We start from the raw sequence: 23165 nt of genomic DNA on the forward strand, positions 1-23165 counted from the left end.
GGCGCGCCCCCCCCCCGGGGTGGCGGGGGGCGGCCAGTGTGGATTGCCCGGCGCCCCCCAACCCTCAACTGGTTCGCCGCCCGGCCGATGTGACTTCCGGTCGACGGGTGTTGTACAGTAGTGGGGTTGCTCCGAGAGCAGCAGAGGGTCTGTGGCGCAGCTGGTAGCGCACCTGCATGGCATGCAGGGGGTCGGGGGTTCGAGTCCCCCCAGATCCACCAAAACCCCCGGTCAGCCGGGGGTTTTCGCGTCTGACCGACTTCCGAACCTGCCTGAGGGGACGGAGTAGCAGCCAACTTACGCCGCGACACGCCGTAACGGCCGATTGGGCTGGCTCCTCGTGGCACCACGTTGCACCGCGTTGCACCGGCTGCTCCCAACCTTGCGCCGCTGGTGCCGCTTCGCACCGTCTATGCAGTTAGCGTGACGATCGACCACCCCCAGCAAGCGGAGCGAGCTTCGTGCGAATCGACCTCTTTGCGTGGCCACCGCTTCTCGGTGCACGCGGAGGAAGTCTGGCTCGTCGCGGACTTGCTGTGCGTGGGGGTGATCACCGGGGACGATGCAAACAAGAGTGCGTTGGCTGCGTGCCGAGGGCCGGATGTTCTTCATATAGCGACTCACGCCTATGGCCTTTCGTCATTGAACGCCATCGGATCCTGGACGTGGGGGAGCGCACGAATTCCCCGGGATGCGCTGCTTGATTCAGGGCTGATCCTGGCAGGCGCCGACGACGTCGCGTCAGGCAAGGAGATTGGCACTAAGTACGGCAAGGGGATACTCACGGGTCGCGAAGTGGCAGAACTGCGGCTGGACGGAACACGCCTCGCCGTGCGGTCGGCCTGCGACACCGGGATCGGCCAGGTCCGGCGGGGACAGGGGGTGCTCGGGTTGAGCGCTGCTTTCCTCGCCGCGGGTGCAGATGCTGTCATCCTGACGCTCTGGAAGGTTGAAGACCAGAGCACCACGGAGTTCATGAAGTGCTTCTATTCGGCGTTGACCTCGACGGGCGATGAAACGCAAGCGTTCCGCCGCGCACAAAGTAGCATGGCCCAGAAGTTCACTGATCCCCGGGCCTGGGCAGCTTTTCAGCATTACGGACGCGCGAGCAGTGCGCGGATACAGTGACTCGAACGCCTAGATTCGCGCCGCAGGATTCGCCCACATCTTCCGTAGCGCGGCATGACGGCGTCGTCGAGGTCTTGGCGCCACTGGCGGCGGCTCTGGCGCCCTCCGGTCCACGAGCGGCGGCTGGCTGCGCCCTGGCAATGTGCGACGAGCCCTGCCCCATGGCGCTTAGCCGCTTTCGACTCTTGCCGCGCCGCGCACCGGCGAACCCGCCTATCGCCGCTCTTGGTAGGCGCCGGGACGCGGTGCGCGTGGCGGGGAGCCGCTCGTGCTCTCCTGCCACATTCCGAACGAGTGGAGGAAATCCTCTGTCAGCTCGAGCGCTTCACGCGTCGTCGCCACGCGCTTTGGGCGGGAGACGAAGAAGCGCTGTGCGCTCGCGTCGAGCGCCCGGCTCGTCGTGATGGTGATCAGCAGATGCTCGGGCTGCACCTCGACGCGCAGCGTGCACACGCCGAACATGGCTTCAGCGCTCATGCCGCCCTCCCGGTCGTGGCGCCCGCCGAAGTGTTGTTGCATCACTCACAGCAGCACGACCTCGACGACGATGACAATCGCGTGACGACTGCGGTCGCCGAACGCGTAGATCGGCAGGTCTGCCGATCCGGAGTCCAGCGACATCCAGAAGAGCCCAGCCCGCGATGCGGCGAGCGGGGCATCCCCGTCCGCGAATGCGAGTATGGCGACCGGTCGGAAGTGGATGAGCCGATCCCGCGTCGTCGCTGCCACCTCGCTACCCGGATACTCCCACCGGCCGAACGGGTACGTCTGTCGGCCGATCGGCTCCTTGAGGGTCGCCTTCTCGATGTCGTCCAACCGGCTCGTCGAGAAGTCGGTCGTGAACTCGTTGTCGATGAAGAGTGAGACATCGACATGGGTAATCTCCTCGTCGACCACGTCAGGCAGCTCCGGTTCGGGGCCGCGCCGCACGAACGCCACCCAGCCGTATGAGGGCGTCTTGACGGACACCTTGTCCGCCGGCACGACGGGAACCAGGATGTCGACCTGCGGCAGCGGCTCGCCGATCGGCCGCAAGGGGATGCGATCGCGATGCTGCGCTGCGAGCACCTCGTCGGCGACCTGATCGGCGCGCAGCCGCCTGACCCTCAGGTCGGCGGCCGCGCCGAAGAAGGCCTCGGCCGCGCCCCGGACGTCCTCCCCGTGCTCGTCCATCGAGATGTAGCCCGCCGCCGGGAGCTCGCCGAACCCATACTCCTCGGCGAGCGGAGGCCCGCCGGGCTGCACGAGGGGATCGCGCTCGGACGCGATCAGCGCTTGCTCGAGGTCACGGAACCTGGCTTGGTTCCGCAACGGGTCGCGAGGGCCGACCTGGGCGTCGAAGTGCTGCAGCGCATCGAGCAGCGTCTTCGCCATCCGGTGCGAGTCATGTAGCGGGCCGATGTCGCCGAGGACGCCGCGGTCGGACGAATCGACCCCCGTCGCCTCGATGAGCTCGGCCTCGAACTGCAGGATCTGCGCGAGGAAGACCGACCACCGACGCATGCCGAGACGGCTCTGCCACGTCGCGTGGGCGGCGGCCCCATCGGCCAGTCGCCGCGCGGTCCACATCTGAACGCGATAGCCGGTGTCGTCTGATCCCTTTTCGCCATAGAGGATCGCGAGCGGTACCCCGCGCTCGTCGGGCGCGGGTGTCGGCTCCACCCAGTCCCGCGATCTGAGCGGGGGGATCGGCGCGCCGGGCGTGCCGGGGACCAGCCATGGACCGCCGTTGACGCGTTCCCTCTCGAAGTACGCCGACGAGAGCCAGTTGGCCCGCAGCCGCGCATCAGGCACCGCGTCGAAGCCCCGCAGGGCCTCTGGCTCGATCCGCACCTCTACCCCTTCGTCACGCCATGGTCGGATCGTGGAACTGCCGTCCGCGCATCCGTCGCCGCAGAGATCGCCGTAGGCGGGGGCGGACCCCGATGTGTCCCAGGCCCAGTGGATTTCAACCTTCCAGTATCCGTCGACGGGAAGGGCCGGCAGATGCGAAGCGTCGAGCGGGATCCGCAGCACCCTGCGGAGCAGCAGGACCCGCCCTCGCGGGCTGATGGCGAGGCCCGGCGAGACCACGAGCTCGTCGTCGTCGATCCACACACCGAGGCCGTGCACGACACCGGTGCCACTCGCCGTCGCGAGCGCGGAGGTGAGTGCGCGGGCGTAGTCCTGGATCGCCGCGAGGTGCTCGCCGCGCAGGAACAGCCCGTCCTGCGGGTTGAGGCCGCGGAACCCCGTCAGGACCGTCGTACCCAAGCCGCCCCGCGTCGAGGGCGCGGGTCGATCGGTCGCGGTGACGTCATCGCGGGGGATGAACACGGTGCGGCCCCTCGGCTTCTGTGCCGCCGCAGGCTCGACGACGGCACCGCCGTCGTTGCAGCCGCAGTCACTGTTCGTCGTCGTCACGGTACTCAGCTCCCTGCTGGCCGGCGGATGCCGTGCCCTCGTCGTGCGCGGGTGTCCCTTCCGGGATCACGGCGGACGCCTCGTCGTGGTGTTCTGCGGCTGGCGGTGCCCCGTCGCTGGCGCTCGGCTCGAAGCGGGGGTTCCCTGCGGTGAGGACCGCGTCGCGACCTTGCCCGGTCGTGCCCGGGTCGTCGCCCACTACTCCCGCGAGGGGCACGCGCGGGTCGGCGCCGTAGACGGGGGTCGCCCCCGTACCAGCGATGACGACTCGGATGAGCGGGTTCGCCACGCGTTCCGCGAGATGGACGATCACGCGCTGGTGCTGCTCGTCGTAGCGAGGGCGGCGTTCGAGGTCTTCCACGATCCAGCCCGAATCGGACAGCGAGCTGACCTTGACGGCGTCCCGCGAGAGCGTCGCGGGCAAGAGATCGGCGGTGACCCGGAACGAGAGCCGGGTCCCCTCCGCGCTCCACTCGATGCTCCCCGGCACCGCTTGCGGCCCCTCGCCGATCGTCGTGTCACCCGCACCGATCGTCGCGGGTGCGAGCCCGCAGACCAGGTCCTGGATCACCGTCGTGGGGATGATCGTGGGCCGACAGCAGTCGTCGATCTCCGGGTCACCGACGATCTCCGGGCATCCGGCCTGATCCTTCACGGTCATCCGGATGCATGCGAGTACGACGCCGGCATCGGCGTCGGTGACGGGGAAGAGCTCCGCGTCGCAGTCGTCGCCGGACGGCGCCAGGTCGGCTGCGTCTCGAGCGGCGAGGCAGCGGTACCACCGGAGCAGGACGGCAGCGCGAGCGTGCGCCGGGACGGCGAGCACTTCGTTGCGCGCGGAGAGCGCCTCCCGAGCGGCTTCGTCGTCCGAGACGACACGGTCGAGCCCGAGGAGCACGCGCACGCGGCGGAAGGTGTGAGGGAGGCGCGGATGCCCACGGACCAGGCTCAGGCGCGCACGCTCGTCGACGCGCGAGTACTCCTGGCTCTCCCTCGTTACGTCGCACGGGTCGGCCAGTGCCGGCACAGGACGGTCGAGGCAGGCGTCGAAGCTCAGCACGAGGCAGAGCTCGACCTCGCGCGTCGCGCACGTCGCGTCGTGGTCCGCTTCGAGGATGTCCCTGAACGAGATGCACCGCTGCGCCTCCAGGTGCAGCTCCCGACCGACGCCGTCGACCGCGAGACCAGGCGAGACCCGCAGATCCCATTCACCGCTCACGCTGACGGGCAGCCCCCAGACCACGCCGCGGCCATGCAGCCACGCATTGTGCAGCATGTGCTTGGCCCGCGGATTGCCGAGCATCACCTCGAAGTCGTCGCTGTCGAGGAGCATCCCGCTCGCGGGTCTCAGCGCGTTCCAGGGCCACAGTGGCAGCAGCGCCGACGGGTTGGAGACGTCGTGTGCGCGAGCCGGACCACTCCGCTCATCGATCGTGGTCATCGCTTCTCCTTGGTGGCTCCCCGGGGAACGGGGTCGAGGACTTCAGGTACTCCCGGTGCACGGCGTCGATGAGTCGGCGCTGCGTGATGGGCTCGCCGCTCGCGGCGGCCGCGAAGGCGGCGGCGACCGCCGCATTGCGAATCCATCCGCCGGGAACGGGGTAGAGCTGCGCGAGGCTCTCGAGATCGATGTCCGCCCCGAGCACGCCGCCGAGGTCGGCCGGCAGCGACCGCTTCCATAGTGCGATGCGAGCGGCTGCATCCGGCAGCGGGAAGTCGATGACGAAGTCGAGCCGCCGGGTGAAGGCGGGATCGATGTTCCGTCGGAGGTTGCTCGTCAGCACGACGAGTCCCTCGAACTGCTCGATCCGCTGCAGCAGGTACGCGGTCTCGAGGTTGGCGTAGCGGTCGTGGGCGTCCGAGATCTCGGTGCGCGTGCCGAAGAGTGCGTCGGCCTCGTCGAGCAGGAGCACCGCCCGGGTTCCCTCTGCTGCCTCGAACGTCGCGGACAGGTTCTTCTCTGTCTCGCCGAGCCACTTCGACACGAGCCGAGCGACGTCCACGACCATGAGATCGGTGCCCATGGCGGTGGCGAGGACCGCCGCTGCGAGCGACTTGCCCGTGCCGGGCAGTCCGGTGAACAGCATCCGCACGCCGCGCGTGGCCTGCGAGTGCTCGCTCATCCGCCAGTCTTCGAGCACCGTCCCCTGCTGCTCGATCCGGGCGACCGACGCGTGCAGCTGATCGAGCGCTTCGGCGGGGAGCACGATGTGCGACCAGTTTACGTTCGGCACGAGCAGCCGGGCTCCCGACGGCAAATTGATGCCCGCGCGCCGCCGGACGAACCGGGACACGTCAGCGGGGGCCGGGTCCATCGCCGCGACCGCGAGGTCGAGTGCGAGCTGCGCCGTGATGGCGGGATCGAGGGGATGCCGGGCCGCCAGCGCGGCGGCTTTCGAGCTTGCGCCGGGGAGCGCGGCAGCCCACGCGTCCCGGACTGCGGCCACCGGCACCGGCCCAGCATCCACATGGAGCAGCGCCCGGTTCGGGGGAGCGAGCAGCGATCCGGGCGGGGCGGTGACGAGAACGGGACCGGGGAAGTCGCCGATGGAGAGGGGTGCTGCCTGCTGTGCTGCGCCGGGGACGATGATCATCGGCATCGCGTCGCGTGCGACCGCGTGTGCGACCAGCAGCCGGATGCCGCGGTCGTCGTCCGGTGCGAGCCTCGCTGCGACGAGGTTGCGCCCGGCCGCCTCGGCGATCGCTTCGCAGCGCGCGGCGCCGACGTAAGCGTCTTCGTGCAGCACGGCGATGGTGGAGGAGGCGTCCCTGCGGATCGCCGCGACGCTCGCGCGAACGTCCGGCAGATCGAGCCAGGACGCCATTCCGGCGGGTGCTCCGACAGTGGTCGCCCGTGCGAGTCCGGCGGGCCATGCGTCGCAGCCGTGCAGCGCCGGCCACAGCTCTTCGGTGAGCACGAGCGACCGCTCGAAGAAGGGCGCTGTCCCCTCAAGGCGCAGAAGTCCGTGCTCCACGGCGCGGCCCGACGAGAGCAGCCCGCGCACGCGGGCCCGGTCCCGCGGTCCGCCGCCGAGCAGCAGCGCGCCCAGGCCCGCCGTCGGTCGCGGCTCGCCCGTCGGGTGCAGGGATCGGAAGGTCGCGGCGAGACCCTCGTGCTCCTCTGCCATCCCCGCCAGAAGCACGAGGTCGATCTCGTCCTCGACTAGGTCAAACACGCGCTCGATGCGCTGCAGCGGGCTGGCGAGGGGAGGGGGATCGAAGGCCGCGGACTCCACCGATTCCGACCAGGCTTGCAGGAAGGCCACCGTGTCGAGTGCCCCTGACTCGGGGGTGCAGTGCTCCTGCACGACGGCGGCGACCCGACGTGCGATGCCCGCGGCCCGCGCCGAGAGGTCGGTGCTGACGGCGTCGGCGCCGGGACGAGCGAGGTACGCGAGGTCACTCATAGCGGAACCTCACGACTCGTCCGAGCCAGGCGAGCCACCCGGGATCGACGTCCAGCCCCGCCCGGCGGATGTCGCGGTCCACGTCCGCCAGCGACAGACAGATCTCGATCCACCCCGGCTCGCGGTCGACGGCCGCGTCGCGCTTCGCGACGCGATGAACGAGCTCCGAGCGACCCCCGTCGGTGCCGGTCGCGCGGAGCAGGCGGGCCGTGCGACGACCCCACCGAGCGGCACACCCCTCGAGTGCGCGCCGCTCGAACGCATCGGGCTCGTCGTCGGGCGGGGCATCCAGGCCCCCGAAAGCGAGGACCGCCGGGTCGTCGGCCGCTGCAGGCACGAGCAGCCGTGCGATGCGGTGCAGCACCCAGCCCGACGGACGCGCGTCGAACGGCGGCCGATCGAGGGCCTCGGGGATGCCGGCCAGGTCCGCCGTGTTGAGAAGGAAGAGCAGACCGCCCCAGGCCGTGCGGAGCTCCGCCAGGGCGGGCTGGGTCTCGGTGACCGGGTCGCGGTCGGCGCCCGTCGAGGTGTCGGTATCCGTCAAGGCATCCGTGCCGTGCGGTCGATCGTGCGCGGTCCTCGCCTCGCCGCTCACGGCGCCGGCGGCGGCGGCCGAGGGCGCCGTCGATCGCGCTGCCGAAGGCATGCCGGGCCGCGGCTCCGGCGTGAGGAGCGCGGCGACGATGCGCGTGAGTTCCCGCACCGACTCGTCGGAGCGTCGGAGCACCGTCGGGTCGACCTCGGCCGTCGCGAGGACCGCCCAGGCCGCGAGCGTTTCGCCGTCGACCCGGAGCCCGCAGCTGCGGAAGGCGCGAGCGAAGGATCCGGATGCCGCGATCCGAGCGCCGAGCGCCGCGACGGCAGGTCCGTCGACGAGGTCTCCGCGAAGGCCGCCGCTCGAGGAGGGCGAGACAGGCGGCTCGGTGGCATGCGTCCCCGCGTCCGACAGCGTCGACAATGTGGCACCGGCATCCCGCGATGCGATGACCGCGGCCTGGCGCCAGCCCTGAGCGCCGAGGAGGCGGTGCACGGGTGCGACGCCGGCTCCGGCGACGAGCCGCGCGAGTGCGCCGACTGACTCGTGGCGCATGCGGTGGAGCACGGCGAGCAGCAGCCCGCGCGCATCCTCCTCGGGGACGGGGTCGCCGGGCTCGATCAGGCCCAGCTGATGCCAAGCCCAGGCATGTGCGTGCCGATGCGCGACGAGGCCCGTGAAGAGGTCGTCGACGGCATCCTCCGGACGGACGAATTGCACGACGTCGCTCGATCCGTCGAGGAGAGACAGGCGCAACGCCGCGACGATGCGGTCGGCCCAGCCCGTCTCGAGCGCGCTGAAGGGGCGTTCCGGGTCGAGCTCGACCGAGATGTCGAGGCGCCGCACGCACCACTCGCCGTCCGGCAGGGGCTGCTGACGCAGCGCGTCGTCGAGCCGGCTCTCGGCGACGTGACGCAGCATCCCGAGGACTTCTCCCGGGTCCGGCCAGTCGGCGACGGCGGCTGTCATCCGCTCGATGCGCAGCTCGTTCATCCGACTCGCACCGCCCCGAGTCGTGTCTCGCTGAGCCGAGATCCGGTGTCGCGAGTCCCGAGCGTGCCGCCCCTGCCGAGGCGTGCGCGACCGATGACGCTCGTCGAGCGGCCTGGTGGCGGTGCGACGAACGCCGTCAGCCCCAGGCGGAGCCGCCCGACCGGCATCCCGCTGCCCACCTCGCAGATCTCACCGAGCGTGTGGCTGGGCTTGTGAGCGAGGACGAGGTCGCTCACGACCTCTCGCTGCTCTGCCGTCAAAGATCCCGGAATGAGCACGGTGAAGCGATGAGCAAGCCTCGAGTACGAGCTGGAGTCCGCGACCTCACCGCCGATCGTGAAGTGTCCGAGCATCCCGAACTGTCGAGCGGTGCCCGAGACAGTCGGCGAGTACAGCCCGGCGGGCTCGAACCCGAGGAACGCCCCGCCGAGCCCACGCAGGCGCCACCGCTCGACGATGCGTGCGTCCCTGCCGAGGTAGAGGCGCAGCATCCGCTCGAGCATCCCGGCGGTTCCGCGGCGTGCGAAGAGCGCAAACGCCTCCGCGACCAGCGCCCTGCGCGCCTCGTCGGGCCAGCGCAGGTCCAGGACGACGCCCGCGAATGTCGCGAGCCAGGGGAGGAACTCATCCGGTGTCGTCCGCGGGTCGACGAGGATCCTTCGCTCGGCAGCGGCCGTGTCGAGGTCGTGCAGCAGGCCCTCCGCGGGGGCGAGGTAGCGGTGCAGGAAGTCGCCCTGCGCGTCGTCGCTCGAGTACATGCGCGGCAGGGCCGACAGCAGGGCGTGCCCGGGACGCTCGATCCGCATCGCGCGCACGCGCGGCGACGTGCGCTCCGTGCCGGTGAGCTCGAGGCGCACCCACAGGTAACGACCGGGCGGGGCGGCGACGCCTGTCTCGTACGTCGTCCACTCCGAACCCATCGTGATCGAGCCGGATGTGCCCGGCGTCAGCGGTCCGGCCCGGGCGACGACCCGGGTCGCCGGCGCGTCGGTCATGCTCCCCTTCGGCGGCAGGGGAGGGGTGGCCTCAGGAAGCCGGGGGCGAAGCGCGCCGCGCGCCGGCTCGGCGGCCGGTAGCGGGTCGTCGACTTCGTCCTCGTCCGTCGCGAGGGTCCGGACCACCAGGCCCGTGCCCGTCGGCAGGCATGCATCCACGAAGATGCGGCCCCACCGCGTGCGGTACGTGCCGCTGTCGAGCCGGTACGACGTTACGACGCCGCGGCGGGCGTGACGCGCCGTCGAGCCCTGCGTCGAGCGCGTGCCGGTCGGCGTCGTGTAGACGATGCGTCCCCGCGGATCGATCGTGACGGCGCCGCCGTCGTAGTCGGCGGCAGCGACCGGCTCGCCGTCCACGAACGCGCCGCCCCGCTCCCAGAAGCGGTGGAAGGATTCGTCCGGTCCACGCGCCACGACGAGCAGCCCCTGCGGCGTCCCTGCGATGTCGGTCGCGCTCGGCTCCTCGAGGAGTTCCCGACCCGCCTCGTCGGCCAGGATGGCGGTGTCGCCGCGCCACAGCACGACCACCCGGCCCGACAGCAGTGCGATCCGAGCCGGGGCGAGGTCGGGGTGCCCGCAGGGTGCGACCAGTGGCTCTGACCTGGCGCACGGCCGCGAGCCGCCGTCGATCCTCACGATGCGATGCGGAGACGCGGTGACGACGACCGCACCGGGCTCGCCCGTCTCGGCGACCACGTCCACCGGCCGACCGCGTGTTGCGACGCGGCGGATGACACGCCCCGACCACAGATCCGCGATCATGAGGGCTCGGCCGGCCGCTTCGGTGACGTAGAGGCGGTCGAGGCCGTCGACCGCGACGCCGGTGGGATGCCGGAGCCCTCCGGGACAGCTCGTCGTCGGAGCATCCGCACTGGTCGTAACGTCGACCGTGCCGGCGAGCGGGTGGGAGCGCCAGGCGCGGCACCAGCGATCATGGGCGAGGCCGGCCGCGCACCCGGCGGCTGCCGCCCGGGGAGGATCGCAGCGCTCGTCGACGGCATCCCATCGCGGCCTCATGGGCTGGGGTGTCCAGTCGAGGCCTACGCCGCCACCGGGCAGCAGCACGGTCTGCTCGTGGGCGCACCGGGCCCACTGGTCCTCGTCGGCCAGCAGAGCGATCCCGCGGTCCCCGTACATCAGCAGACCTCCGGGGGCAGCGGAACGGGCACCTGCGGTCCGGGCTCGGGGCCGCGCGACGCGCCGGGTTCCGTCGGCTCACCGCGGGCGACGTCGATCGCGACGACCTCCGGGAGCTGCCACGACCGCAGCGGGATCGTCTCCTGCTCCACGATGGAGCGCGGCGCCGTGTCGGTGGCGGCGATGACGAGAGCGAGGCGCGTGCCGACCGCGTACTCGACACCCTCGACCTGCACCGCGACCGCCTCGAGCTCGGCGGCCCGCACGGTCCGCCCGAGCGGCCAGCCGGCGCCGTCGGGGCCCTTCGGCGGCACCGCGCCGAGGTACTGCCGCACGATCGTCTCGACCCATCGCCGCACCGCGTCTACCTGGTAGCCGCGTCGCACCTGCACGCCGATCGACACGGCGACCTGCACGTACTCCGGCGGGATCACGTACAGCTCGGCGGTGACGAGCCGGCGCGGTTCGAGGAAGCGCGCTGTCCGCCGCAGCAGGTCGAGGTCGGGCAGCGGCGCGGCCGGATTGCGGATGTCCTCGTTGGGGAGCACCACGACCGTCGTGACGCCGGCGGCGGCGACGTCCGGGGTGTCGGGGTGGAAGGTCGGCAGGACTTCGGCACGCGCGATCTCGCTCAGCTCCATGACGAGGTCCCGGTAGTCGTCGGGGGCGACGGCACGATCGCGGCGATGCACCTCGGCGGGGATCGCGGCCAGCGCGTCAGTGAGGGAAGCGGCATCCGCCCCACCGCGGGCGGGCAACGGATTGGTCACCGTCACGGCCGGGTGCGACGGAAGCGATGTCACCGTCCCCGGCGGCACGTTGCCCGCCGCGCCCTCGCTGTAGCGATAGGACGGCACGCGGATCCGCTCGCCGAGCTGCGGAACGCGTGCCCGCCCGAAGACGACCGCGCCGTGCTCGTGGTCGACGGCGAAATGGCGGTCGTCGATCCTGCTGCGAGCGAAGTTCTCGACCTCGATCCACTCGGTCCAGCCGTCGGACTCCTCCACCTGGAGTCGGACCGTCTCCGGCAGTACGTGCGGGTGAGTGAGCGCGAACCGCTGATCGAAGTCTCCCGTTCCGGTGCCGAGCAGCTCGGGAGGAGGCGTGATTGACTGCTCGGCGGTGACGCAGTTCGCGCCGACCCACCGCACGCGATCGATCGCGTCGCCGATGTCGTTCGAAGCTGGCCGGGACACCCGGAGCCAGGCGACGACCTTGTCGCGGATCTCCTCGTCGTCGATGGGCGGCGGGCTGTCCTTGCCGCCGTCGCCGAGGCTGCGCAGTCGCGGCAGGACGGGGAGCTCCAGTCTCACGACACCGGTCGTGACCATCCCGTGCGTCGTGTCGCCCAGCACGGCGATCGGAACCAGTGCGGAACCCGGCCCCGACCACAGCTCCCAGAGGGTCGCGGGAGGATCCTCCGTCAGCGCACCCGCGCGGAACTGGTTCCTCTCGCGCTGCTCCAGCTTCTCGAGCACCGGCGGTGTCTCGAATCGCTCGTCGAAGGCGATCCCGAGGAAGAGCGTCTTCCCAGCCAGCGCCGCAGTGTCCGTCGTCTCGCGTGCCAGGAGCGCGACCCACAGCGCGGCATCCATCTGCTTGCTCACATCGATCGTCTGCGCCTCGGGGGCGTTCGGGTCGAGCGACGTGAGCGCGGTGCGATAGAACGCGGCCTGCTCGCCCTGCTGCAGCGCGACCCGGCTCACTGCGTCGGCCTTGCTGTCGTCCGCGCCCTCGTCGGTCGAAGTCTTGCCCGCAGCGATGGCTTCGAGCGGCCAGACGTACAGCTCGTCGAGCGTCTGGAACGACACCCTGCCCGCGCTCGTGGGAGACTCCTTGAGCACCTGGACCCCGGCCGGCTCCTCGGTGACGGCGGAGAGCAGAACGCTCGCCGGCCGTGCGGGGCGCGGCTGCACGCCGAGGAGACGCAGGAACTCGATCCGCGTGGTCTCGGGAATCTGGTTGAAGCGGTACAGGAGCGACTCGCCCAGGTGTGCGAACAGCTCAAGCAGGACGATCCCCGGATCGCTCTCGTTGTGGTTCGTCCACTCGGGCGAGTACGCCGGGATGCGGCGCACGAGCTCCTCGCGCAGCTGATCCTGCGTGCGGTTGTCGAGGATTGGCCCGATCAGTGCCATCGGCGTCTCACCTCAGGTAGAAGGGGTAGACGAGGTTGTCGGGCCGCAGATCGGCCCGCCGGACGTACGCGATGTCGACCCATACGAGGTACGGGTCCTCGCCCTCGGTGACGGTGACCTCGCTGAGCTGGATGCGCGGCTCCCAGGTCTCGAGGGCCGAGCGGATGTCGGCTGCCATCGCCGTGCGGGTCGTGAGGTTGTTCGGGGCCATGAGGTACCGCCGGAGCCCGCACCCGAACCCGGGCAGCATGATCCGCTCACCCGGCTCGGTGTCGAGGATCGTCGTCACCGACTGCCGGATCAGATCCATCCCGCCGAGCCACCAGAGCTTGCGCTCAGTAGGCTTCTCGGTGCGCTCTTCGGCCTCGGGGAGGAACGGGAGCCGGATGCCGGTGCCCGTCCACTGATCCACCACGTCGACCATGGCTCGATCGTGGCGCGCGGGCGTCACGGGCGCGTCGCGGGGCGCGTGGGGGATGGGTGGCGTCGGCCATTGCCGGGGCGACGCGACCGGTCTAGCCTGACTGCATGCCTCGCAGCTCCGTGCGGGTGCAGCATCGCCCCGCGACCCGTTCCTCCCTCCTGCTCGATGACCGCGAGGGAGCCGCGGAGCGCGCGGCGCACGAGGCCGGCGGCGCGGTCGAAGCCGGCGGACTGGCGCGGTCGATCAGCGGCGTTCCATCGCCCGCGAGCGAGACGGCCCCGGCATCCGTCCATGACGTGGTGCGCGAGCCCGGTCGCCCGCTCGCCTCCGTGGAACGCCTCGAGTGGGAGTCGCGATTCGGCGCGAGCCTGGGCGGCGTCCGCATCCACGATGGAGCTGCGGCCGCGCAGTCTGCACGCGATGTGGACGCCGCCGCCTACAGCGTCGGTAGGCACGTGGTGCTGGGAGGGTCGAGGCCGGCGACGCCCTACCGGCGGCACCTCCTGGCGCACGAGCTCGCGCACGTCGTCGCCGGCTCCGGCGCGGGGGCCTCCAGCCTCGTGCAGCGCTATCGCCCGCGAGGCTCGTTCGCCTACGGTGAGCGCGACACGAAGGCGCTCGTCGAGCGGCCGTTCGATCCCAAGGCCGACAGGGAGACGAAGCCCTGGATCCAGCTCGTCGAGGTCGAGTTCACGGGAAGCCAGACCGACGTCGATGGCGCAGTGTTCTCGACGGGAACCGCCACCGTGAGCTACTACGCCAATGCGGTGAAGCTGCCGGGATTCGTGCTGTCGATCTCGGGCGGGTCGGCAGGTATGAAGTCGGATCCCGGCTCCTTCACCGTCCATCGCATCGAGGGCTTCGGCTACAACAGCGGCAGCGCTTCGGGTACCCCCGGCGTCGACTTCAAGTGGTCGGACAGGGAGGGTCCGAACAGCCGGTACACGAAGAAGGATTCGTCGGGCTTCCGCGCCGCGAACATGAGCTTCGCCGTGTTCTACAACAAAGGCGAAGCTCTCCATGCGGGCCCGCTCGACGTCACTTCGCACGGCTGCGTCCACGTCGACTGGAACAACGAGGACGCCATCAAGCAGCTGAACTACCACAGCGTCATCGGGCTGACCAAGGTGAAGGTGTCGTACAAGGGGCCGTAGAGGGGCCGCCAGCACCTCTCGACGTCGGGCAGTGTCACATCCGACATGGACGTCACGTCTCCTGCTCCTTCGCCGGGCGACGGCCATATGACGGTGCAGCGTTGTCGGCCGACGATGCAGGCGAGCGCGTCTAAGCTCCGCGGTGCGGACCCACCCCGCGCAGTGATGGGGCCGATTCGCCACCGGCGGGACGCCATGGAGCGGTGAGCCAGAAGCACGACGAGCACGCGGTCAGCACCTGAACCACCACCGCGTGATTGGGCTCATGAAGGTGGAGGCAGGCATACAAGGGGGCCGTGACCCTTAGGCCGCCCAGTGCTGGTGGTCATCAGTAGAGCCCAGCCTCGATGAGGGCCATCTCCGCGAGCAGCTCAGTGAGCTCGGTCAGTGTGCTCTTGCCCTGCGAGAGCTGTCGAGTGAAGCCGCTCGACTTCGCGGGGCCGACCGTCTCGAGACGAAGCGTGCCGGCTGGCTTCAGTCTGCCCGTGAGGTCCACCGCCGTCGTGCCGTCCAGTGCCGTGATCGCCGTAACGCGGGCGAACCGCACCGTCTTGCCTGAAGCGATCGCGATGATGTCGCCGGGCTTGGCGCGCAGGACGGCTTCGAAGTTCGCATTCTGCTGCTTCGCCGAGGCTGCCATGCCCTTCTCGCCGCTCGCCTTGACGTTGATCACGGTCTCGGCTTCGAACCCGCCAGCAGTAGATCTCACGTATAGCAGGTCGGTCTCGGCGACGGTCGTGCCGACGCGAGCCGCGCCCGCGGCATCCTTCACCGGCACCTTTCCCGCCGCATCTTCGAAGAGGTCTCCTGTGACCGTGACACGGCGCAGCACGCTCTCACCCGCGGCTGCAGGGACAGCCTCGCGGGCGAGCCACTCGCCGACGACGCCGCGCTGATTGGCGACGTCGCGCGCATCCGCCCACTCCGCGGACTTCAGCACCCCCGCGTCCCGCAGCGATTGCCCGGCTTTGAGCAGCTCGGGCTTTGCACCTGAGCCGAGCATGCCCCGCTCGTGCATCGCGGCGAGCATGGCATCCGTCTCGTTGGCGCTCTTTTCAGCCTTGCGGAGGAGTTCCTTGATGCGTGCTCGCGCCTTGCCGACTGCGCTGACCGGGTCCTGGCTCATGCCTGCGCTCTGCAGGATCCGCCATATCATCTTCTGCGCCGCGGGGGTGGTCACCCTGAGGTCGATCATGAGCTTGCGCACGTCGAAGAGTCCCGTGTCGAAGTCAAGCGCCGCGCTGCGCTCTTGGAAGGTCAGGACGGGCCTGTCGGGCGCTGTCGCCGTGATGGTCTTGAGACCGCCCTTGCCAGCGGCCTTGGTGACCTTGTAGCCGCTCGCCGCGAGGGCATCCTCGACAGCGGAGGTCTTTCCATAGCCGTACGTGTAGCTCGCGGGCGCGGCGCGGCGCACCTGCGCGTCCGTCGGGACGCCAAGCACGTCTTCGATGAGGCGTGCCGCGATGTCCGGCGCCTGCTCGCGCATCGCGTTCAACTCGGCCCGCAGCGCCTTCATGTCGAGGCGCTTGTCCTTGATCGCACGCTCGAGCACCTCGCGGAATGATGCCTCGAGCGTGGCCGCGGCATCCTTGGCCTTCTGCAACTCGGCAGCGTCGTTGCCCTTCCCGGCGACCTCGGCTGCGCGGATCTTGGCGCCGAGGTCGGCGCGTATCGACTCGAGAGCATCGAGCCGCCATCCGTACTCGGCGCGAATGAGGCTCAGGCTCTTCGACTTCGCGTGCGCTTTGACCCAGCGCTGAACCCCGGCGGACCCGACGGCGATGGCCCCGAGCATCACGAGCGACTCTGCCGTCATGCGGTCGAGTTCCTCCGTCGTCGGCCAGCGGTTGTTCTCGACACGGAACCGCAGGATTCCCCAGCCGTGTGCGAACGGGAAGCTCACCGAGACGTTGACCGGCATCGCTAGGGCCTCGATCTCGAGCGCCCGCACGGCCCGGCCCGTCGCGCCGCCGACACCCTTCAGGACCATGAACAGCCCGAGATTCCACGCGAAGTCCCGCAGGAGACTCCCGAGGCTCACCTGGTCGCCGAGGAACGCCGCTGACGCGGCCGCGTTCACACCCGTGAATACGACGGCTTCGAGGGCTGCCCGGCCGACGAAGGCGGCCGCGGTGCGCAGGGTCAATCCTCGCGCCGCGGTCATGGTGCCGCGAGCCAGGAGGCCTCCGACGCCGCCTGAGGCGAGAGCCGCGAGGGCGGTGATCCCGACGCGCGCGATGAGCTGTGTCACCTGCATCGCGGCCGGGAGGGCGCGGTAGAAGTCCGCTATCGCGGGATCCTTCTCCATCGACTCGACGCGCTGGCGCAGGAGGTTGACGTCGCCGGTGTCGTATGCGTCCTTGATCGCGTGCACTCGGTCGCGAAGCCGATTCATCGCGCCGACCAGGGGCGTGTCGAGCACGCCCGGTCGCGCATTGAAGAACTGCACCCAGATGGCGAGGCGTTGCGTGTAGAGCTGCAAACCGCGGATAGCCAGCTCAAGGAAGGCGGCTTCGCAGAAGACGTCCGTTCCTCGATCGCGGCGGTCATAGACCGCGTCGACGCGCGCGCGCAGATCATCGGCCCACGCCTCGATCACTTCGGAATCGGGGAGCAGGTCGCCCCCGGGAAGCGTGAAGCGCCCGGCCTTGCGCAGCGTGTCGATTGCTTCGCGCGCTGGCAGCCGCTCGGCCTGCTTCTGAGTCCGCTCGAATTCGTCCATCGCCTTCGCGTCCAGCAGTCGCTGCAGCACGGCGGCGTAGTCGGCGTAAAGCGAGTCGAGGGCTCGAACTGGCTTGTTCTCCTTGAGCAGCTGCTCGCGGTGGCGGTCCATCAACGCAAGGTCCTGGTCGATCCAGTCGATGAGCTCGAGCGCCGTCTGCACGCGCAGCGCGGTGTCCCGGTCGGAAACGAGGCTTCGCTGTCGGTCGGTGACCTGTTTGCGCGCGACGGCGATCGCTATGACGAGTGGACTCGCGCTCTTGGCGTAGCGCTCGTCCATCGCCGCGAGCCTCCGATCCAGGAGTGACAGCCGCGCCTGCAGTTCGGCGTACCCCAGTACGGGGACGTCCGCCATCTCGCCGACGAGGCCCACGGGCGACCGGTGCTCTCCGGTGCCCCCGACGGGGCGTAGCCGAAGGGCCTCCGACTCATCGGCGAACACGTACACGCCGTAGAAGGCTCGTCGCCCGCTGCCTTCGTGCCCGGCGAGGGCGGTGCCTGCGCGCGCGATGACGCCGAGCGTCGGGTGCGCGAACGCGTAGTACGGCATGTCGCCGCCGGCGGCGACATGCTCCCGCACGGTGCTCGCGTCGAGAGTCGCCGCCTCGGCCGCAGCCGTGTCCACGAGAACTCTGCGGACATCCGCGAGGCCCGGCATCCCCGTGAAGTCGGGACCAGCGGGGAAGAAGCCGTATCCGGGCAGCGCCCCGGTTGCGGCGACCGGGTCGGGAAGCTGGGCGGCGGCCTTTGGGTCTGGCCGGCGCCTTACGCGCGGCGGCGACTGCAGCGTGTGCACCAGCTCGTGTCCTAGGAGGTTCCGGCCCGCGCCTCCGGAAGGATCCCAACGGTCGGCGCCGAAGACGATGTGCGACCCCGCCGTGTACGCGTCGGCGCCGATCCGCCGCGCCGACCGCTCTGCCGCCGAGCCGGTGTGTACGCGTACGTGGGTCAGCGGCACGCCGAGTGCGACTTCATACGGGGCTCGTACGCTGACCGGCAGTGGAGCGCCGCCGCCTGCCACGACCGAGGCAATGTGTGCGGGCACGTGACCGTCCGCAAGCGGCGCCATCGATCCGCGCGATTCGGACGGGGCGGCGGGCGCGCCGCCGCCCGCCGATCCTGTCGCCACGGGTGCGGACTCGAGCGCCGGCACGACGCGAGCGAGCTCGTCGGCGATGGATGTCGCGGCTCGCTCGGCGGGCCCATGCGACGGCCCGTCATCCCGTGTCGCGCGCGACCGCCGCGCATCACCCGGCGGCTCGGCAGAAGTGCTGATGCGTTGCGCACGCACGGCGGCGTCGGCGCTCGGCGCGATGCTCATCGCGGGGCCGGGACCCGGCACAGCGGATCATCCGGGCTCACCTCGACCGGGAGCGCCGCGGGCTGCACAGTATCCGTTGGATCCGTGCCGACGACGAGGGCGTGCGACATGTTCGAGTCGTTGAAGACGAGGTTGTTGCCGGGATCCTTCGCGCTCGCGAGCTCGGTCGCCCAGTCCTTGTTGCCTGGGACGGGCGGCACCTCGGTCAAGTCGAGGCCCAGCGCGATGTTCAGCTCCGCGGCGAGCGAGGGGTCCGCGCCGACGTCGGCCATGACTTTGCCTGTCGCGAGGAAGTCCGCGACCGCTGCGAACCCCACCCTCGGCGGGATGCAGAAGCGCAGCGCGAGCATCCACCAGAGCTGGAAGAGCAGGACGACGATCGGCAGGAACATGAGGAACAGGAAGAACGCGACGATGAAGAAGAGCTCGATCGCGAACGTGCAGACGGCGGCGCCCGCTCCGATCCGTCCCTGACCGGGTTTCGGCACCCCGTCGAACGGGTTGAACTTCATCTGCGAGTCGGGCGGTGTCACGATGCGAACCCCACCGGGTCCTTGCTTCTCGCCTGCCCGTGCCGCGAGGCGGCGGAAGTCGGGCAGGGTGATCGTCACCGTGCGGTTCTTGGTGCCAGCCGGATCCATCGGATCCGCCAGACGGAACGGCTCAGTCGGGGCGCTAACCCAGGTGAGGGGCGGGCATCCCTCGCGGGCCTCCTCGACGACGCACTCGATCTCGTAGATGGCGTGGTCGTCGAGCTTCCGCTCGATCAGGGGCTCCCGACCTCCCGGCTGCGGCGCGAGCCAGTGCTCGCCCGAATACGTGGGGATGACCCCGAACCACAGCGAGCGGGACTCGGGACCCTTGGGCCCGGCATCCTCGGCGCACTCGGCATCCTTCCCGCGAACGGGCAGCCGCGTCATCCGGATGATCTCCTCGTGCTCATCCTCGCGCACGGCATCGAGATCGTCGCAGATCGTCCGCCACCGGCCGCCCTTGGGGGACAGGAGCCATTGCTGCACGTCGGTGTGGCACTCGATGTCGGCGAGATCAGCCGCGTTGTCCTCCTTGAACTTTCGTCGCCACGCTTCGTTCGCCCACCACACGTCGCGGACGTCGGAGCTCGCGGGGACGGACACCCCGAGACCCTGCTCCTTGGCGAGGTCCGCGACCAGCTTCGCGGCCACGCGTCGAGCCGGACGTCCCTTCCTCGTGAGCGACGTGTGCAGCCGACGCATGCGGAAGCCGACGGTGATCTCGTCGTGGTACCCGGCGCGGGGCAGGCCGGGTACGTCGCACAACACCTCGACGACGACGACGTAGAACCGCTCGTGCAGCGGCTGATAGAGCTTGCGGAGGTTCGTCGTGACGAGCCTCGAGGTCGCGAGGCGGAGCCGCGTGTCATCCGTCACATGGGGCGTCACGGGGACGGGGTACGTCCAGACGTCATCCTCGCCGAACACGAGGCTGTCGGCCGGATCCGTGAGCAGCCGCTCCACGAAATCGGAGCTGTCGTACATCTGGATTCGCGGTCGTCGCGCGAGCGGCGATCGCAGATCGATGTTCTCCCTGACCCGGTGGTACCAGGGAGAGCGCATGACGAAGCCGGCGCCGCTCACCAGATGTTCCCCACTCCCGGGCTATACATCGGCGACGAGACCGCGACGCTCGCGACGAGCGTCTGACAGCTCACGATCCCGCTGAACGTCGACGTCGGTGCGTTCACAGTGAGTGATGGGGCTGTCACCTTCACGACGCTGTTGGCCGTGATGTCGATGCCACCCGCTGCGTTCAGGCTGATTGTGCACCCGTTGATGTGCGTGATCGTGATCTCCTGTCGGCCCTCATCGAGGATCACCTCGTGGCCGCTCTTGGTCGTCAGGCTTATCTTCGGCGACCCTGCGGTGTCGTCGAACTCCAGGCGGCTGTCCTCGCGCGTCCGCAGCAGCCGAATGTTGTTCGGTGCAGCAGGCGACTCGGGCTGGCCCGCCTTGCCATTCCACGCGGCCCCGACGATGTAACCGCGGCGGAAGTCGCCGGCCTCGAACGCGACGATGACCTCGCTGTCGACCTCGGGCATGATCTGCAGGCCCTGATCCTTATCGGCGTACGGCGAGCACAGCGTCGCCCAGCCCCGCACGTCCCGGTCGCCGTCGGTGCCGAGCGACGGGTACTTCACCTGCACGCGACCCAGACGTGCGGGATCGTCGGTGATCTTCGTGACGAGTGCCGGATAGACGCCGAAGAACCGGGCGCCTTGCCCGTCTGCATGCTCGGGCAGTCCCATCACGCCGCCTCGTTCAGGGTCGCGCGCTCCGCCTCGAAGGAGGTCCGGAGCCCGCGGACGTTGTCGTAGGTGTGCGTCACGCGCGTGACGTAGTAGCCGTCGCCGTCGAACGGGGCGCTGACCAGCTCAAGGCGCAACTGGCTCCCGACCGTGAGCTCGGGCGTGCCCCTCGTGAGACCACGGGCGGTCACGAAGCGCCGTGCGCGGCGGAGCATCTCCGCTCGCGCCCACGCGGAGGCTTCGGCGGTCGTCAGCGGGACGTCCCGGACACGGATGCTGGCACTGCTGCCCAGCGCCCGCTCGAGCACCTCCGGCCCGGTGCGGCCCCGGGATGCCTCGGCCTCGATCGTGCTCGATCCGGCGCGCTCGTCGATCACGGCTTTGGCTCGCGCGTCGTATCCGCTCACCGCGACATCCGTGCGCTGATGGGCGAGATCCGCCGAGATGCGGCAGCTCAGGAGGTCGGCGCCGTGGGTGAGCGTGATCTTCGCGCCGCGTCGTGACGGGCGCTCGCTCAGGTGGATCGTCCGCCCGTGGCACCAGATGTCGGTCTGCAGCAGCCGCGCGCGCTCCCGCAGGAACGCTAGGTCGCTCTGATTCACCTGCTGGAGAACGTCGTAGCGCGGTCCGTCGGCGGCGATGTCCGCATCCAGGGCGTGCTCCTGTGCGATCTGGCGCACGACGTCGGCATCCGTCACGTCCGTGTAGGTGCGCATCCGGCGCGTCATCCGCAGCCGCATGAGACGATCCTCCGCGAGCAGGACGACCCGAGGCGGCTCGCTGTCTCCGAGCACGACCTCGATGCCGGAGACCGCTCCGTCGAACGCGACGTGCTGGTTGCCTTCGCCGCCGAGCGCGACCTCGATCTCGGTCCCGAAGTCGAACTCGCTGCCGTCGACGTGGAGCATGGGCCCTGGCGGGCCGGGTGCCCCGATCCCGCTCGCGACGAACTGCGCTTCGAGGGTGCGGAGCCCCTCGACCCCCTCGTCGATCACGAGCCGCACGCAATCCCGGGCGAGCGCGCCGACGGCCGCTCGCGCGACGGTGAACACCGGCGACGCGAGCGCGAGCAGCGCCTCAGTCATCGAATCCCTCCGCGCAGACACGGTCGCGCAGCCGAAGGACGTGCGACTGGATGCCGCGCCATTCGTCCTCGCGGATGCCCGGGTACGGCGGGACGCCTTCGCCGGCGGCATCCGGCGCGTCGGGGGATGATCCGCGCGTCGCCGCGAGTTCGGTGCGGATCTCGCCGACATGCACAGACATCGCAGTCACCTCTCCGGCAGTGGTGTCCGCAGTCTCACTCCCCGAGCGTCGCCGCAGCGTCACCGGAGACGCGGGCGCGGAGGGGCACACCCCGCCCGTAGGTGAGGCTGCGCGTGTCGGCCGCCGCGGATGCGCGAGCATGCGCCTGTGCCGACGCACTCACGGCAGGGACCTCGAAGGATGCCCGCGCGCTCGCCTGCGCAGCGAACGCGGCATCGGCGCCGGCGCGGGCGCTCGCCCGGGCGATTCCCCCCGCCTCGGCCAGCACGAACCCGGCTGCGGCCTCGGCCGTCCCGCCGCGGCCCAGGCTCGCGCTCGCGCTCGCGTCGATGCCGAGCGCGGCGCGGGCGGTGCCGGCATCCACGCCTCCGGATGCCGTGACGGCTGCGCCCGCGCTGAATCCCGCCGACGCCGAGAGGCCGGCCCCGGCGTCGACACCGTTAACGGCTCCGAGGCCCGCGGATGCGGATGCCGTCGCGCCGAGCTGGACCTGCGTCCCGGCGCTGAGCGAGAGGGGACTGTCGAGCCCCGCCATCGCGGACCGCCACGTGGCGGGATCTGCATTCAGCCGGGTGAGGAGCTGTTGCACGCTCTCGCCGGCCTGTGCCAGCGCTGTCGAGAGCGGATTCGGCGACGGCGGTGTCCCCGGGCCGTTGCCGGACGGTGCGCTCGGGGCTCCGGTCCCGCCGTTGGACGTTCGTTCAGGCCGAGCGGCCCTCGCGGCGTCGCGTGCGCCGCTGCCGACCGCTTTGGCATCCCACTCCGGTCTCTGCTCCGTGATCGTGACCGACACCTTGGCGCGAAGGGGAGTGCCGTCCGGGGCGAAGTAGTCGAGATCCTCGGTGAGCTGCGTCACGATCCCCTGGAACATGAAGGAGCCCCATTGGAACCGGATCGCGGGAGGCGGGTCCTTGGGCTTCTCGCGCGTCGGCTCGGTGAACTGACGCACGATGCGGGTGTACTCCCGCACGTCCTTGGGCTTCCCGCTGGAGTCCGCTTCTTCGGCGGTGTCGAACTCGAGATCGAACGAGAGGGTCGCCGGCTGCGCCGAGAACGCCTGGCGCTTCTGCGTGTTCGTCGTCGAGCCGCCCTTGTCGATGTTGTTCGATCGTGAGATCTTCAGGCTCGTCGGGTTGAACTGGACCTCGAACTCAGGCTTCTCGCCGCGCTCGTCGACGACGTATGTCGACGGGCCCTTCTTGCCCGAGGCGGGCCCGTCCTTCAGCCGCGTGAGCACCGCGGGCTCGAGCTTGGTCATC

Annotated in this window: 16 protein-coding genes and 1 tRNA gene; 3 read left to right on the forward strand and 14 right to left on the reverse strand. The window is 70.3% G+C overall.

Annotation, left to right across the window (positions count from 1 at the left end; translation table 11 throughout):
* Nucleotides 1–145: 145 nt before the first annotated feature.
* A tRNA-Ala gene (locus ACLQ21_RS01130) sits at nt 146–221 on the forward strand.
* Between the two features lie 202 nt (nt 222–423).
* Nucleotides 424–1128, forward strand: a complete 705-nt coding sequence (locus ACLQ21_RS01135) for a CHAT domain-containing protein (protein WP_425660611.1) — start codon at nt 424–426, stop codon at nt 1126–1128.
* Nucleotides 1129–1341: 213 nt separating this feature from the next.
* On the opposite strand, the gene ACLQ21_RS01140 is transcribed toward ACLQ21_RS01135, so the two are convergent.
* From ACLQ21_RS01140 to ACLQ21_RS01175, 8 genes are all read right to left on the reverse strand, one after another.
* On the reverse strand, nt 1342–1605 hold the full coding sequence (locus ACLQ21_RS01140) for a hypothetical protein (protein WP_425660613.1): 264 nt from the start codon (nt 1603–1605) through the stop codon (nt 1342–1344).
* 45 nt (nt 1606–1650) lie between these two features.
* Nucleotides 1651–3225 (reverse strand): hypothetical protein, encoded by a 1575-nt coding sequence (locus tag ACLQ21_RS01145; protein ID WP_425660615.1) that lies wholly within the window; start codon nt 3223–3225, stop codon nt 1651–1653.
* Nucleotides 3226–3511: 286 nt separating this feature from the next.
* Nucleotides 3512–4972, reverse strand: coding sequence for a hypothetical protein (locus ACLQ21_RS01150; protein WP_425660616.1), 1461 nt, complete (start codon nt 4970–4972; stop codon nt 3512–3514).
* Entirely contained in the window at nt 4956–6938 is a 1983-nt protein-coding gene (locus ACLQ21_RS01155; RefSeq protein ID WP_425660618.1) for an ATP-binding protein, read from the reverse strand. The genes ACLQ21_RS01150 and ACLQ21_RS01155 overlap by 17 nt, the downstream gene beginning before the upstream one ends.
* Nucleotides 6931–8466, reverse strand: a complete 1536-nt coding sequence (locus ACLQ21_RS01160; protein WP_425660620.1) for a hypothetical protein — start codon at nt 8464–8466, stop codon at nt 6931–6933. Before ACLQ21_RS01160 ends, ACLQ21_RS01155 begins: the two co-directional genes overlap by 8 nt.
* The gene (locus ACLQ21_RS01165; protein WP_425660622.1) at nt 8463–10598 is read right to left on the reverse strand and encodes a phage tail protein I; all 2136 of its coding nucleotides are present in this window, start codon (nt 10596–10598) and stop codon (nt 8463–8465) included. Before ACLQ21_RS01165 ends, ACLQ21_RS01160 begins: the two co-directional genes overlap by 4 nt.
* Entirely contained in the window at nt 10598–12736 is a 2139-nt protein-coding gene (locus ACLQ21_RS01170) for a putative baseplate assembly protein (protein WP_425660624.1), read from the reverse strand. Before ACLQ21_RS01170 ends, ACLQ21_RS01165 begins: the two co-directional genes overlap by 1 nt.
* 7 nt (nt 12737–12743) lie before the next feature.
* Complete coding sequence (locus ACLQ21_RS01175; protein ID WP_425660626.1) at nt 12744–13160, reverse strand: GPW/gp25 family protein; 417 nt, start codon at nt 13158–13160, stop codon at nt 12744–12746.
* A gap of 296 nt (nt 13161–13456) precedes the next feature.
* On the opposite strand from ACLQ21_RS01175, the gene ACLQ21_RS01180 reads away from it, so the two are divergent.
* Complete coding sequence (locus tag ACLQ21_RS01180; protein WP_425660628.1) at nt 13457–14314, forward strand: eCIS core domain-containing protein; 858 nt, start codon at nt 13457–13459, stop codon at nt 14312–14314.
* Between the two features lie 328 nt (nt 14315–14642).
* Here ACLQ21_RS01180 and ACLQ21_RS01185 read toward each other — a convergent pair whose 3' ends face one another.
* The 6 genes from ACLQ21_RS01185 to ACLQ21_RS01210 all read right to left on the reverse strand — a co-directional run bounded on the left by ACLQ21_RS01185 (nt 14643) and on the right by ACLQ21_RS01210 (nt 23164).
* A complete protein-coding gene (locus tag ACLQ21_RS01185) occupies nt 14643–18356 on the reverse strand; it encodes an eCIS core domain-containing protein (RefSeq protein WP_425660630.1) in 3714 nt (1237 codons plus the stop codon).
* Nucleotides 18353–19873 (reverse strand): hypothetical protein, encoded by a 1521-nt coding sequence (locus tag ACLQ21_RS01190; protein ID WP_425660632.1) that lies wholly within the window; start codon nt 19871–19873, stop codon nt 18353–18355. The genes ACLQ21_RS01185 and ACLQ21_RS01190 overlap by 4 nt, the downstream gene beginning before the upstream one ends.
* Nucleotides 19874–19968: 95 nt before the next feature.
* Nucleotides 19969–20640 (reverse strand): phage baseplate assembly protein V, encoded by a 672-nt coding sequence (locus ACLQ21_RS01195; protein ID WP_425660634.1) that lies wholly within the window; start codon nt 20638–20640, stop codon nt 19969–19971.
* Nucleotides 20640–21725 carry a phage late control D family protein gene (locus ACLQ21_RS01200; protein WP_425660636.1) on the reverse strand — a complete coding sequence of 362 codons (1086 nt, stop codon included), beginning with the start codon at nt 21723–21725 and terminating at the stop codon, nt 20640–20642. Before ACLQ21_RS01200 ends, ACLQ21_RS01195 begins: the two co-directional genes overlap by 1 nt.
* Nucleotides 21718–21900: a hypothetical protein gene (locus ACLQ21_RS01205; protein WP_425660638.1), complete on the reverse strand. Its 183-nt coding sequence runs from the start codon at nt 21898–21900 to the stop codon at nt 21718–21720. Before ACLQ21_RS01205 ends, ACLQ21_RS01200 begins: the two co-directional genes overlap by 8 nt.
* 40 nt (nt 21901–21940) lie before the next feature.
* The gene (locus ACLQ21_RS01210) at nt 21941–23164 is read right to left on the reverse strand and encodes a hypothetical protein (RefSeq protein WP_425660639.1); all 1224 of its coding nucleotides are present in this window, start codon (nt 23162–23164) and stop codon (nt 21941–21943) included.
* Nucleotide 23165: the final 1 nt, after the last annotated feature.

The organism is Agrococcus sp. DT81.2, from assembly GCF_049844935.1.
Lineage (GTDB): Bacteria > Actinomycetota > Actinomycetes > Actinomycetales > Microbacteriaceae > Agrococcus.